Raw genomic sequence first — 13,808 nt, 5'->3', positions numbered from 1 at the left:
CGGGGAGCTTCCCGGCGCGGGCGGCTGGATCACTAGACTCGTACCTCGTGGATGGTGTCGGTGCGCGCGAGGCGAGTTCGCGGGTTCTGACGATCCCGAACATCCTGAGCTTCTTCCGGCTGGCCCTCGTGCCGGTGTTCCTGGCGTTCGTGATCGTCGGTCAGGATGCGCTGGCGCTGCTCGTGCTCGTCGTGTCGAGCATCACGGACTTCCTCGACGGTTTCCTCGCCAGGCGCCTCGATCAGGTGTCGCGGCTTGGACAGTTGCTCGATCCGGCCGCCGATCGGCTGTACATCTTCGCCGCCCTGATCGGGCTGGCCTGGCGCGAGGTCATCCCGTGGTGGCTGGTGGCGATCATCGTGGCCAGGGATGTCATGCTCGCGGTGCTCGGCGTCATCCTCGCGAACCACGGCTACGGCCCGCTTCCCGTGCATCACCTGGGCAAAGTGGCGACGTTCTGCCTGTTCTGGGCGCTCCCGCTGCTCATGCTCGGCGAGGCATTCGACGCTCTCGCGCCGTTCTCTCTGCCGCTCGGCTGGGCGTTCGCGCTCTGGGGAGCCTTCCTCTACTGGTGGGCCGGATTCGTGTATATCGGAGAAACGGCTCGGGTAATCCGCCTTCCGGCCGACGACGGAGCCGACCGATCCGATACGCTGGAATAAGAGGAGGTTGACGTGCCTGACGAGACATACCCGAATGGGCCGGCGGACGACGCCGAGAACAACCCCCTGCGTAATTCAGCCGCGGGGAACGAAGACACGACCGCACGCTTCGGCGAGGAGTTCGTGTCGAAGATGTACCCGATGGATGGGGAGATCTCCCCGGAGGAGCAGGAGGCCATCGCCGCCCTGCCGTCCGGGTCGGCTCTGCTGATCGTCCGCCGTGGTCCGAACACCGGCGCGCGCTTCCTGCTCGACGCCGATGTGACGAGCGCCGGACGCCACCCCAACGCCGACATCTTCCTCGACGACGTGACCGTGTCGCGCCGTCACGCGGAGTTCACGCGCCGCGGAACGGCGTTCGAGGTCCGCGACCTCGGTTCGCTGAACGGCACGTACTACGACGGAGTCCGCATCGAGAGCGCCCTGCTCTCCGACTCCGCCGAAGTGCAGATCGGCAAGTTCCGGCTCACGTTCTACGCCTCGCGTCTCGACCTCGCAGCGTCGGCGCAGAGCTAGTGGCCCGCAACTGATGGCACCGCGCTAGTGGCACGGCAGGCAGCGAGCGCTCGCGCCGGCTCGCCTGCGCTGCTCAGCATCGGCCAGGTGCTCGCGCGCCTGACTCCCGAGTTCCCCGACCTGTCGTCGTCGAAGCTGCGCTTCCTCGAAGAGCGAGGGTTGGTGTCCCCGGCGCGGACCGCATCCGGCTATCGCAAGTTCTCTCCGGACGACGTGGAGCGACTCCGCATCGTGCTCGGGATGCAGCGCGACCACTACCTGCCGCTCAAGGTCATCAAGAGCTACCTCGCCGATCTGGATGCTGGCCTCAACCCGCAACTGCCGGGCGCGGCTCCCACGGCCGGTCCCTCCATGCTGCCCACAGGGCGTCGTTTCAAGCGCGGCGAGCTGCTGCGCGAGGCGCAGGCGAGCCAGGAACTCCTGCAGGACGCGATCAGCGCATCCGTCATCGCGCCGGCCGAGGTCTACGGCGAGGAGACGCTGGCGGTGCTGCGCGCACTGGTCGAGCTCCAGCGGCACGGCATCGAGCCCCGCCACCTCCGCGGTTTCCGTGCGGCGGCGCAGCGTGAACTCGGCCTCATCGAGACGGCCCTCGTGCCCATCGCCAGACGCAACGACGTGTCGAGCAGGGCACAGACCGCCGAGCTCGCCCGCGAGATCGCCGGGCAGCTCGACGTGGTGCGCGGGAGCATCATCCGGTCGGCTCTTGCGCGCATCCAGCCATGACCGCGTGCGCCGCACTGACGGATCGCTTCGACACGCCGATAGTCAAACTGCGAATGTCGTTGCCCGCGACCCTGACCATGGGTACCGTGGATGATGCGCCTGTCGAACACGCGCATCCCAAGACCGGGCGAGAGGCGAACCCATGAGTGAACTGAGTCGTGACAACGACGCGGCCCGGTACGATCTGGGGTTGCTGTTCACCGACGGCCTCCCGGAGATGGACGACGCCAACGGCTATCGCGGTGCTGTCGCCGCCCGCGCCGCCGGCATCTCCTACCGCCAGCTCGACTACTGGGCGCGCACGGGACTGGTCGAGCCGACCGTCCGCGGTGCGGCGGGCTCCGGCTCGCAGCGCCTCTACGGCTTCCGCGACATCCTCGTCCTCAAGCTCGTCAAGCGCCTCCTCGACACCGGCATCTCCCTGCAGCAGATCCGCACTGCGGTGAACCAGCTCCGCGAATCCGGCGTCAACGACCTCGCGCAGACCACGCTGATGAGCGACGGCGCGAGCGTCTACCTCTGCACCTCCAACGACGAGGTCATCGACCTCGTCAGCCGCGGCCAGGGCGTCTTCGGCATCGCCGTCGGCAAGGTCCTCCGCGAGGTCGAGTCGAGCCTCGTCGAGCTCGACACCCAGACCGACGCCATGGACGAGCTCGCCGCTCGTCGCGCCTCCCGCGCTTCCTGAGCCGCTCCTGACCGGCGTTCGACCTCCGTTCAGACGGAGTCTTCGCGCGCCACGCCGCCAGTAACTCCGTTCGGACGGAGTTCTCGAATCCTGGCGCCACGAACTCCGTTCGGACGGAGTTCTCGCGACGCCGCCAGTAACTCCGTTCGGACGGAGAATGCGGGCGCTGCGCGGCGCTTCTCCTGCTGAACAGAGTTTTCGACGGCGCGTCGGCCGGAGACTCCTGCGGAAACGGTAGTGTTACGGTGCGACCGCGTACTCACCGATGCGGGCCGTGCGCAGCACGCGCTCCAGCAGCATGTCGAAGTTGTGCGCCATCTCCTGCGCGCTCTCGCCCGGCCAGACGTGCAGCGGCTTCGCCGCGCCCTGCGCCTGCTGGAGCGACGTGCGTTCTGGAAGCTGCGGGGAGAGCACGAGCGGCCCGAACATGTCGCGGAGCTCCTTGATGCGGAACTGGTGCTCCAGCGACTGAACGCGGGCGCGGTTCACGATGATGCCGAGCGGCTGGAGGCGGGGGGAGAGTCCGCGGCGGATCTCCTCGATCGCGCGCAGCGCACGGTCGGCAGCAGCGACAGAGAACAGGCCGGGCTCGGTGACGACGGCGACGCGGTCGCTCGCCGCCCACGCGGTGCGGGTCAGAGCGTTGAGCGACGGAGCGCAGTCGATCAGCACCAGCTCGTAGTCGTGCTCGACGTTCGCCAGCGCCTCCTCGAGCTTCCAGATGTCGCGGATGCTCGGGTGCGGGCCGTCGAAGTTGATGGCGGACGGGCTGCCGATCATGACATCGATCTTGCCGGTGCGGCCCTTGGTCCAGCCGGAGGGGGCGATGGCCGCGCGGACGATCTTCTCCTTCGGCGACGCGAGCACATCGGCCACATTGAGGTGGCCAGCCACCTGGATGTCCATGCCCGTGGACACGTCCGATTGCGGGTCGAGATCGACCACGAGCGTTCGGAGCCCCTTGGCGAACGCCGCGGAGGCCAGTCCAAGCGTCACCGTGGTCTTGCCGACACCGCCCTTGAGGGAACTAACGCTGAGTACGTGCACAAGAAGCCACGTTACCTTCACTAGTCTTAGAGAACCTAACCGTTTGCTGTGTGGCGTCGCCCCCTGCTCGAAAGGTCCCCATGTTCCGTAAGATCCTCGTTGCCAATCGCGGTGAAATCGCCATCCGGGCCTTCCGGGCCGCTTACGAGCTCGGCGCTCAAACCGTGGCGGTGTTCCCGTATGAGGACCGCAATTCCATGCACCGCCTGAAGGCGGATGAGGCGTACCAGATCGGCGAGCCGGGTCACCCCGTGCGCGCCTACCTCGACGTCGCGGAGATCATCCGCGTCGCCAAGGAGTCCGGCGCCGACGCGATCTACCCCGGTTACGGCTTCCTCTCCGAGAACCCGGAGCTGGCGGAGGCCGCCCGCGAGGCCGGCATCACCTTCATCGGCCCGCCGTCGCGCGTGCTGGAGATGGCGGGCAACAAAGTCACCGCCAAGGAGCACGCGATCGCCGCGGGCGTCCCCGTGCTCAAGTCGACCCCGCCGTCGAAGGACATCGACCTCCTCGTCTCGCAGGCGGACGAGATCGGCTTCCCGATCTTCGCCAAGGCCGTCGCGGGTGGCGGCGGACGAGGGATGCGCCGCGTCAACACCAAGGACGACCTCCGCGGAGCCCTCGAAGAGGCGATGCGCGAGGCGGACAGCGCCTTCGGCGACCCGACCATGTTCCTGGAGCAGGCCGTTCTGCGCCCGCGCCACATCGAGGTGCAGATCCTCGCGGACTCGCACGGCGCCACCATGCACCTGTTCGAGCGCGACTGCTCGGTGCAGCGCCGTCACCAGAAGGTGATCGAGATCGCACCGGCCCCGAACCTCGACGACGAGACCCGTCAGGCGCTCTACGCCGACGCGATCGCGTTCGCCAAGTCGATCGGCTACGAGAACGCCGGAACCGTCGAGTTCCTGCTCGACACGGCGGGGGAGCGCGCCGGTGAGCACGTCTTCATCGAGATGAACCCGCGCATCCAGGTGGAGCACACGGTCACCGAGGAGATCACCGACGTCGACCTGGTGCAGTCGCAGATGCGCATCGCCGCGGGCGAGTCTCTCGCCGACCTCGGCCTCAGCCAGGAGACCGTGCACATCCGCGGCGCAGCGCTGCAGTGCCGCATCACCACGGAGGACCCGACGGCGGGCTTCCGCCCGGACACCGGCAAGATCACCACCTACCGCTCCCCGGGCGGCGGCGGCATCCGCCTCGACGGCGGAACCATCAACCCCGGCGCGCAGATCAGCCCGCACTTCGACTCGATGCTCGCCAAGATGACCTGCCGCGGCCGCGACTTCGCGGCAGCGGTGAGCCGCGCCCGCCGCGGTCTGGCCGAGTTCCGCATCCGCGGCGTCTCCACGAACATCCCGTTCCTGCAGGCCGTCCTGGACGACCCTGACTTCATCGCAGGCAACGTCAGCACCTCGTTCATCGAGGAGCGACCCGAGCTGTTCAAGGGCCGTGCGTCCAAGGACCGCGGAACCAAGGTGCTCAACTGGCTCGCCGACGTCACGGTCAACCAGCCGAACGGCGTGCGTCCGGAGACGCACGCGCCGGTCGACAAGCTGCCGAAGATCGACCTGTCCGCTCCCGCGCCGTCCGGCTCGCGGCAGAAGCTGCTCGAGCTCGGCCCTGCCGGGTTCGCGAAGGCCCTGCGCGCGCAGACCGCCCTCGCGGTGACAGAGACGACGTTCCGCGACGCGCACCAGTCGCTGCTCGCGACCCGCGTCCGCACCCGCGACCTGCTCGCCGTCGCCTCGTACGTCGCCAGGATGACCCCCGAGCTGCTCTCGGTCGAGGCGTGGGGCGGAGCGACATACGACGTCGCGCTCCGCTTCCTCGGCGAAGACCCGTGGGAGCGCCTGGCCGCACTCCGCGAGGCGCTGCCGAACGTCAACATCCAGATGCTGCTGCGCGGGCGCAACACGGTCGGCTACACGCCGTATCCCACCCAGGTGACGGATGCGTTCGTCCGTGAGGCCGCCGCCACCGGCGTCGACATCTTCCGCATCTTCGACGCCCTCAACGACGTCTCCCAGATGCGTCCGGCCATCGAGTCCGTGCTGGCCACGGGAACCGCCGTCGCCGAGGTCGCCGTCTGCTACACCGGCGACCTGCTCGACCCGGCGGAAGACCTCTACACGCTCGACTACTACCTGCGTCTGGCCGAGCAGATCGTAGAGTCCGGCGCGCACATCCTCGCCATCAAGGACATGGCGGGACTGCTCCGCCCGTCGGCGGCGGAGAAGCTCGTCTCGGCGTTCCGCGAGCGCTTCGACCTGCCGGTGCACGTGCACACGCACGACACCCCAGGCGGACAGCTCGCGACCCTGCTCGCGGCCAGCCGCGCGGGAGCGGACGCGGTGGACGTTGCCAGCGCGCCGATGTCGGGCACCACCAGCCAGCCGAGCGCATCCGCCCTCGTCGCCGCCCTCGCGCACACCGAACGCGACACGGGGATCTCGCTCGCGTCCGTCAACGCGCTCGAGCCGTACTGGGAGGCCGTTCGCCAGGTCTACCGTCCGTTCGAGTCGGGTCTGCCGGGCCCGACAGGTCGCGTGTACAAGCACGAGATCCCTGGCGGGCAGCTCTCCAACCTGCGTCAGCAGGCGAAGGCGCTCGGCCTCGCCGAGGACTTCGAGCTGGTCGAGGACATGTACGCCGCGGCCAACCAGATCCTCGGGCGCATCCCGAAGGTGACGCCGTCGTCGAAGGTCGTCGGCGACCTCGCGCTGCACCTCGCCGCCGTGCACGCCGACCCGGCCGACTTCGCCGAGAACCCGCAGAACTACGACATCCCGGACTCGGTCGTCGGCTTCATGGCAGGCGAGCTCGGCGAGCTGCCCGGCGGCTGGCCCGAGCCGTTCCGCACCAAGGTGCTGGCGGGCAAGACGGTCAAGATCGGCGTCGAGGATCTCTCCCCGGCCGACGTGAAGGCCCTCGAAGGCTCCAGCCAGGAGCGCCGCTCCACGCTCAACCGTCTGCTGTTCCCCGCCCCGACGCGCATCTACGAGCAGATGCGCGAGCTCTTCGGCGACCTGTCCGTGGTCGACTCGCTCGACTACCTCTACGGCCTCAAGCAGGGCAACGAGCACGTCATCGAGATCGACAAGGGCGTGCGCCTCTACATCGGCCTCGAAGCCATCGGCGAAGCCGACGACAAGGGGATGCGCACGGTCATGACCACGCTCAACGGCCAGCTCCGGCCGGTGTTCGTGCGGGACCGCGGCATCGTCGTGGAGGCGAAGGCGGCCGAGAAGGCGGACACGGCGAAGCCTGGTCAGGTCGCTGCGCCGTTCTCCGGCGTGGTCACGCTGCAGGTCGCGGTCGGCGACACGGTCGCGGCCGGCCAGTCGGTCGCCTCCATCGAGGCCATGAAGATGGAGGCGGCCATCACCGCCCCCATCGCCGGCACGATCGAGCGGCTCGCCATCCCGAAGACCCAGCAGGTCGACGCCGGCGACCTCCTCGTCGTCGTGGCCCCCGCCTGACCCACCCCCCCCAGATAATCGAGTCCGGACTTATTCACGTCTGCGCCCGGCGTGGCGCGTGAATAAGTCCGGACTCGTTTGCTGCGTGCGGCGGCCAGCTAAACTGTGTCCGTCGCTCGCTGCGACAGAAAGAGATGTGATCCGTGCCAGACAACCTCAAGCCCGAGCGCCCCGAACCGGGCGCGCTCGTGTCGCCTGACGACGATCTGACCATCGCGGTTCCAGAGAATCTCAGCATCGCCGTCGACCTGCCGCCCGCTCCGGCGCCCGAGGTCCCGGAGGACGAAGCGGCCGTCGCGATCGATGAGGTCCCGGTCGATCCTGGGTTCGTCGCGTCTCCGGCAGAGCCGACGACCATGTCCGTCGCCATCGTCGCCTCGCGGCTGACGACAGGCCCGACCGGCACCATCCCTGGCGCAGCGGCGGCGCAGGGCGACGCCCAGCACGAGGCCCAGGAGCTCCCGGCCGCCGACCCGTTCTCGCAGTCGCGCCGCGGCCGCCTGCGCGGCGAGCACTCGCAGCAGCCGGAGCCGGCGGCCATGCTCACCGCCGACCGGCTGCTCGAGGTCAACCGCAACACCCGGCCGGGGCCGGAGGGCGGCTGGCAGCGCTTCGTCTACAACGTCACCTTCCGCATGGTCAACCTCGGCGACTCCGCCAAGGCGCGCGCTCGCAAGGAGCTCGACCACCGCATCCAGAAGCAGTTCGAGGGCGGAACGCGGTTCGTTCCCGTGCTCACCCGCAAGGGCGGCGTCGGCAAGACCACCGTCACGACGCTGCTCGGGATGGCGCTGGCCGACGCCCGCGAGGACCGCATCATCGCGATCGACGCGAACCCCGACCGCGGCACCCTCTCGGAGCGCGTGCCCAAGCAGACCCGTGCGACTGTGCGGGATGTGGTCCACAAGGCCGCGACCATCGGCGGCTTCACCGACTTCTCCGCTCTCGTCTCGCGCGACGAGACCAGGCTCGACATCCTCGCCTCCGACACCGACCCTCTGCTCTCCGAGGCATTCGACGAGAACGACTACAACGTCGTCGCCGACCTGTCGGCGCGGTTCTACTCGATCGTGCTCACCGACTGCGGCACCGGCATCGTCCACTCCGTCATGCGTGCCACGCTGCAGCGCGCCGACTCGGTCGTGATCGTTTCCGGCGGAAGCGTCGACGAGGCGCGCCTGGCGTCCGAGACGCTGACCTGGCTGGAGGCCAACGGCTACGGTGAGCTGGTGCGGAACGCGGTCGTCGCCCTCAACACGGCCACCCAGGGCACCAACCTGGTGAAGCTCGAGGAGATCGAGTCGCACTTCCTGTCGCGCGTGCGCGACGTCGTGCGCATCCCGTACGACCCGCAGCTCGCCGCCGGGTCCGTCGTGTCGTACAAAGACCTCAAGCCTCTGACCAAGCAGTCGGCGCGCACCCTCGCCGCCCTGGTGGTCGAGGGCCTGCCCACCTCACGCGGCTGAGCCGCGCATCCCGTTCCCCGTGCCTAGGAGACCGCTGTGACCGAACGTCAGATCCGCCTGTTCGGCGACCCCGTCCTCAAGACCGTGTCCGAGCCGATCGGCGACATCGACGACGGCGTGCGCGGCCTGGTGGAAGACCTGGTGGACAGCGTGCTGCCTCCCGGCCGCGCTGGTGTCGCCGCCCCGCAGATCGGCGTCAACCTGCGCGCGTTCAGCTACAACGTCGACGGTGAGATCGGCTACGTCATCAACCCGGTGCTCGTCGAGGTCTCCGGGGAGCCAGAGCTGGTGGATGAGGGCTGCCTGTCGGTCCCCGGCCTCTGGTTCAAGACCGCCCGCTATCCGTCGGCGACCGTGCGCGGCATCGACCTCGACGGCAACGAGATCGAGGTGTCTGGCACCGGTGTGATGGCGCAGGCGCTGCAGCACGAGACCGACCACCTGGACGGCAAGCTCTACCTCGACCGTCTCGACAAGGACAGCAGGCGCGAGGCGATGAGGCAGGTCCGCGAGTCCGACTGGTTCTAGGAGCGCGCCACCGGTCGCCCGCCACCTAGACTGGCGTCATGCGTATCGCGGTCACCGGCGGATCAGGAAAACTCGGGCGCACGGTCGTCCGCGAGCTGAGGGCGGCGGGCAACGCCGTCGTCAATCTGGATGCGACGGGGGAGCGTGGGCCTGGGTTCGTCCGGGTCGACCTCACCGACTACGGGCAGACGATCGACGCGATCCTCGGCGTCAACGACCAGCACGACGGCTTCGACGCGATCGTGCACCTGGCGGCGATCCCGGCCCCGGGCATCCTGAGCGATGTCGCCACCTTCCACAACAACATCCGGGTCACGTACAACGTGTTCCAGGCGGCGCGCAGGGCGGGCATCCGGAACATCGTCTACGCGTCGAGCGAGACCGTGCTCGGCCTGCCGTTCGACGTGCCGCCGCCGTACATCCCGGTGGATGAGGACTACCCGGCCCGCCCGGAGAGCACGTACTCCCTGGTCAAGCACCTCGAAGAACAGCTCGCGATCGAGCTGGTGCGGTGGGACCCGGCGCTGAAGATCGTGGCCCTGCGGTTCTCGAACGTGATGAACCCGGAGGACTACGCCGCGTTCCCCGGCTTCGACGCGGACGCGCTGGCCCGCAAGTGGAACCTGTGGGGCTACATCGACGGCCGCGACGGAGCCCAGGCCATCCTGCGCGCGCTCGAATGGGACACCACCGGATTCGACCGCTTCATCATCGCGGCGGCCGACACCGTGATGACGCGCCCCAACGACGAGCTGGTCGCCGAGGTGTTCCCCGGCGTGCCCCTCACGGGAGAGCTCGGCGTCAACGACACCCTGCTGTCGATCGCCAAGGCGCGCCAGGTGCTCGGCTACGAGCCGAAGCACTCCTGGCGCGACGAGGTCTAGCCCCGCGCGACGAGTGGTCCCGAATTGCCGTGGCGCGACGACGCGACGCGGCAATTCGGGACCACTCGATGCGGGCGGCGCTAGTGGGCCAGTGAGATGCCCTGCGTGGCGGGGGCGCCGCTGTAGATGCCCTCGATCACATCGGCGAAGTCGGTCAGGATCACGTTGCGCTTGATGCTGAGCTTCGGCGTGAGGTGCCCGCTGGCCTCGGTGAGGTCGGTGGAGAGGATCACGAACTTGCGGATGGACTCCGCACGGGACACACCGGCGTTCGCCGTCTCGATGGCGCGCTCGATCTCCGCGTAGACGGCCGGGTTGACCGACGCCTCGGCGAGCGTCATGTCCTTGTCCTCGCCGTTGTTGGCGAGCCAGGTCGGCAGCATCTCGGTGTCGAGCGTGACGAGGGCCGCGATGAACGGCTTCTGGTCGCCGACCACGATCACCTGGCTGACCAGCGGGTTCGCCCGCACAGGGTCTTCGAGGGCGGCGGGGGAGACGTTCTTGCCGCCCGCCGTCACGATGATCTCCTTCTTGCGACCGGTGATGGTGAGGAAGCCGTCGTCGTCGAAGGAGCCGAGGTCACCCGTGCGGAACCAGCCGTCGTCGAAGGCCGCCGCCGTCGCCTCGGGGTTCTTCCAGTACTCCTTGAAGACGTTGATGCCCTTCACCTCGATCTCGTTGTCGTCTGCGAGACGCAGCGAGACGCCGGGGAGCGCGGGGCCGACCGTGCCGATCCGGAACGTGTCCGGCCGGTTCACCGTCGCCGGAGCCGTGGTCTCCGTGAGGCCGTAGCCCTCCAGGATCTTGATGCCAAGACTGTGGAAGAAGTGACCGAGGTGCGAGCCGAGCGGCGCGGAGCCGGACACCGCGTACTTCACGCGGCCGCCCATCGCGGCGCGCAGCTTGCTGTAGACCAGGCGGTCGAAGATCGCGAAGCGGACGCGCAGCCCGAACGGCACGCTGCCTGCCTCGACGGCCTTCGAGTGCTCGACAGCGACGGCCGCGGCTTTCCGGAAGATCTTGCCGCGTCCACCGGACTCGGCCTTCTGCTCCGCCGAGTTGTAGACCTTCTCGAACACGCGGGGAACGGCGAGGAGGAACGTCGGCTTGAAGCTGGCAAGCGCAGGCAGGAGCTGCTTGGTGTCCGCCTGGTGGCCGACCTTCACGCCTGCCGTCACGCAGAGCACGGCGATGAAGCGGGCGAAAACATGCGCCGTCGTGATGAACAGCAGCGTGGATGCGCCGCCCGGCTGCATCACGACCTCTTTCAGCGCCTCTGCCGAGTTGCGCGAGAGCTCGACGAAGTTCGCGTGCGTGAGAACGCATCCCTTGGGCTTCCCGGTGGAGCCGGAGGTGTAGATGAGCGTGCCGATGTCCTCGCCACGCGCCAGGTTCCTGCGGCGCTCGATCTCGCCGTCCGGGATGCCCGTGCCAGACGCTGCGAGCTTGTCCAGGTCGCCGAGGTGGAGCTGCCAGACGTTCTGGATGAGGGGGAGGTCGGGGTGCACCTCGTCGAACCGCGAGAACATCTCCGCGTTCTCCAGGATGACGGCGATGGCTCCGGAATCGCTCATGTTCCACTGCACCTGTGCGGGGGACGACGTCTCATAAATCGGCACGAGCACCGCCCCGGCGAACCAGGCGGCGAAGTCGATCAGCGACCACTCGTAGCGGGTCTTGCACATCAGGCCGATCTTGTCGCCCGGCTGGATGCCGGCCTGCACGAACCCCTTGGAGAGGGCGACGACCTGGCGCAGGAACTCCGCGGCGGTCACGTCTTTCCAGGCGTCGCCGTCCGGGATGCTGAACAGGGGCGCATCCGGAGTGGCGGCGACGCGGTCGACCAGCAGGTCGGTCGCGTTCGCCTCAGGGTCGGCGGGAACGATGGCGGGTGAATCGAACTGTTTCACGGTAACTCCCTCGGTACCGGGGCGGGCGTCAGACGGGCCAGATGGCTTCGGCCACACTGGGTAACTACACTCTAGATGGTGCGGATGTGAGTCTTCTGGCGCTCGCCGACTCCCGCGCCATACCCGCAACTCAACGAAAGGCTGTGTCTGTGCACGCGATCGGGATCGACATCGGCGGAACGAAGATCGCAGGCGCAGTGGTCGACGAGCTCGGCACCATCGTCCGCGAGGACAGAGTGCCCACCGATGCCGCCCAGCCGCACGAGATCGAGAACGCGGTCGTCGAGATGATCGAGCGGCTCGCCGACGGCGACGAGGAGATCGCGGGCGCCGGCGTCGCCGCCGCCGGATTCATCGACGCGGCGCAGTCGACGGTCTACTACGCCCCCAACATCAACTGGCGCAACGAGCCGTTCCGGGAAAAGCTGGAGAAGCGCCTCGACCTGCCGATCCTGATCGAGAACGACGCGAACGCCGCCGGCTGGGCCGAGTTCCGCTACGGCGCGGGCCGCCTGGTCAGCGACATGGTCATCCTCACCATCGGCACCGGCGTCGGCGGCGCGATCGTCAGCGGCGACCGCCTGTTCCGCGGCGGCTTCGGCGCCGGGGCCGAGGTCGGCCACATGCGCGTCGTGCCAGGCGGGCTGCCCTGCGGCTGCGGCGCCCACGGCTGCATCGAGCAGTACGGCTCCGGTCGCGCCCTGCAGCGCATGGCGAACGAACTGGCGGATGCGGGCGGCATCGGGCAGACGCTCGCCGACGTCCGTTCGCGCAAGGGTTCGCTGAGCGGAACCGACATCAGCGAACTCATCATGGCGGGCGACCCTGGCGCTCTCGCGGCGCTGCGCCAGCTCGGCGACTGGCTCGGCCAGGCGTGCGCGAGCCTCGGCGCCGTGCTCGACCCCCAGTTGTTCGTCTTCGGCGGCGGTGTCGCCCAGGCAGGTGAGCTGCTGCTCGAACCGATCAGGCTCGCCTACCTGGAGAACCTACCGGCCCGCGGCTTCCATCCGGAGCCCGAGTTCCGTATCGCGGAGCTGGTCAACGACGCCGGTGTGGTCGGCGCGGCCGACCTCGCGCGGTTGCACGCGACCGCGCGTTAGGCTGAGCCGGTGTTCTACTGGCTGATGAAGCACCTGATCGCGGGCCCCCTGCTGAAGGGGATCTTCCGTCCGTGGGTCGTGGGGCTCGAGAACGTCCCGGCGAACGGCGCCGTGATCCTCGCCAGCAACCACCTGTCGTTCATCGACTCGATCTTCCTGCCGCTCGTGGTCGACCGGCACGTGTCCTTCCTCGCCAAGAGCGACTACTTCACCCGCAAGGGCTTCAAAGGGTGGGCGACCAAGTCGTTCATGACCGCGACCGGCCAGATCCCGATCGACCGCTCTGGCGGCAAGGCGTCGGAGGACTCCCTCAACACCGGCCTCGCCGTGCTCTCTCGCGGGGAGATCCTGGGCATCTACCCGGAGGGGACGCGCAGCCCTGACGGCAAGCTCTACCGGGGCCGCACCGGCGTCGCGCGGATGATCCTGGAGGGCGAAGTTCCCGTCGTGCCCGTCGCGATGGTCGACACGGAGAAGATCATGCCGATCGGAACGCGCCTGCCGAAGATCGGGCGCATCGGGATCGTCATCGGCGAGCCGATCGACTTCTCCCGCTTCGAGGGAATGGAGGGTGATCGCTTCATCCTCCGCTCCGTCACCGACGAGATCATGTACCGGCTGCACGCGCTCAGCGAGCAGGAGTACGTGGATGTCTACGCCAGTAGCGTGAAGGAAAAGCGCGCGTCCCTTTCACGGTAGGCTCAAGTACCCGGCGCCGACCCGTGCGCCGGAAACCCCATCGGCGTGCCGATTTCGTGGCACGCCCTGAACTGAGCGGAAGACCAGTGCTAGACAC

General features: G+C 68.5%; 12 protein-coding genes. 10 read left to right on the top strand and 2 right to left on the bottom strand.

Annotation, left to right across the window (positions count from 1 at the left end; translation table 11 throughout):
• Positions 1-47: 47 nt before the first annotated feature.
• From ACYVGI_RS08785 to ACYVGI_RS08770, 4 genes are all read left to right on the top strand, one after another.
• Positions 48-662 carry a CDP-alcohol phosphatidyltransferase family protein gene (locus ACYVGI_RS08785; protein WP_460632218.1) on the top strand — a complete coding sequence of 205 codons (615 nt, stop codon included), beginning with the start codon at positions 48-50 and terminating at the stop codon, positions 660-662.
• 12 nt (positions 663-674) lie between these two features.
• Positions 675-1,178: an FHA domain-containing protein gene (locus ACYVGI_RS08780; RefSeq protein WP_321164258.1), complete on the top strand. Its 504-nt coding sequence runs from the start codon at positions 675-677 to the stop codon at positions 1,176-1,178.
• 27 nt (positions 1,179-1,205) lie between these two features.
• A complete protein-coding gene (gene ftsR, locus ACYVGI_RS08775; RefSeq protein WP_460632217.1) occupies positions 1,206-1,904 on the top strand; it encodes a transcriptional regulator FtsR in 699 nt (232 codons plus the stop codon).
• A gap of 142 nt (positions 1,905-2,046) precedes the next feature.
• Positions 2,047-2,592 (top strand): MerR family transcriptional regulator, encoded by a 546-nt coding sequence (locus tag ACYVGI_RS08770; RefSeq protein ID WP_460632216.1) that lies wholly within the window; start codon positions 2,047-2,049, stop codon positions 2,590-2,592.
• Between the two features lie 240 nt (positions 2,593-2,832).
• On the opposite strand, the gene ACYVGI_RS08765 is transcribed toward ACYVGI_RS08770, so the two are convergent.
• Complete coding sequence (locus ACYVGI_RS08765; protein ID WP_055895949.1) at positions 2,833-3,639, bottom strand: ParA family protein; 807 nt, start codon at positions 3,637-3,639, stop codon at positions 2,833-2,835.
• A gap of 80 nt (positions 3,640-3,719) precedes the next feature.
• Here ACYVGI_RS08765 and ACYVGI_RS08760 point away from each other — a divergent pair, with 80 nt between their 5' ends.
• The 4 genes from ACYVGI_RS08760 (at position 3,720) to ACYVGI_RS08745 (ending at position 10,002) form a co-directional block, all read left to right on the top strand.
• Positions 3,720-7,124 carry a pyruvate carboxylase gene (locus ACYVGI_RS08760; RefSeq protein WP_460632215.1) on the top strand — a complete coding sequence of 1,135 codons (3,405 nt, stop codon included), beginning with the start codon at positions 3,720-3,722 and terminating at the stop codon, positions 7,122-7,124.
• A gap of 143 nt (positions 7,125-7,267) precedes the next feature.
• Complete coding sequence (locus tag ACYVGI_RS08755) at positions 7,268-8,590, top strand: MinD/ParA family ATP-binding protein (protein WP_460632214.1); 1,323 nt, start codon at positions 7,268-7,270, stop codon at positions 8,588-8,590.
• 36 nt (positions 8,591-8,626) lie between these two features.
• Positions 8,627-9,118, top strand: coding sequence for a peptide deformylase (gene def / locus ACYVGI_RS08750; RefSeq protein ID WP_460632213.1), 492 nt, complete (start codon positions 8,627-8,629; stop codon positions 9,116-9,118).
• Between the two features lie 38 nt (positions 9,119-9,156).
• The gene (locus ACYVGI_RS08745; protein ID WP_460632212.1) at positions 9,157-10,002 is read left to right on the top strand and encodes an NAD-dependent epimerase/dehydratase family protein; all 846 of its coding nucleotides are present in this window, start codon (positions 9,157-9,159) and stop codon (positions 10,000-10,002) included.
• Positions 10,003-10,082: 80 nt separating this feature from the next.
• Here ACYVGI_RS08745 and ACYVGI_RS08740 read toward each other — a convergent pair whose 3' ends face one another.
• The gene (locus tag ACYVGI_RS08740; protein WP_460632211.1) at positions 10,083-11,912 is read right to left on the bottom strand and encodes an AMP-dependent synthetase/ligase; all 1,830 of its coding nucleotides are present in this window, start codon (positions 11,910-11,912) and stop codon (positions 10,083-10,085) included.
• 149 nt (positions 11,913-12,061) lie between these two features.
• Between ACYVGI_RS08740 and ACYVGI_RS08735 the strand changes: the two genes are divergently transcribed.
• Positions 12,062-13,012 (top strand): ROK family glucokinase, encoded by a 951-nt coding sequence (locus ACYVGI_RS08735; protein WP_460632210.1) that lies wholly within the window; start codon positions 12,062-12,064, stop codon positions 13,010-13,012.
• 9 nt (positions 13,013-13,021) lie between these two features.
• Positions 13,022-13,711 (top strand): lysophospholipid acyltransferase family protein, encoded by a 690-nt coding sequence (locus tag ACYVGI_RS08730; RefSeq protein ID WP_460632209.1) that lies wholly within the window; start codon positions 13,022-13,024, stop codon positions 13,709-13,711.
• The last annotated feature ends 97 nt before the right edge of the window (positions 13,712-13,808 follow it).

The sequence above is a fragment of the Leifsonia lichenia genome (assembly GCF_054780215.1).
This window is presented reverse-complemented; position numbering and strand designations above follow the sequence as displayed.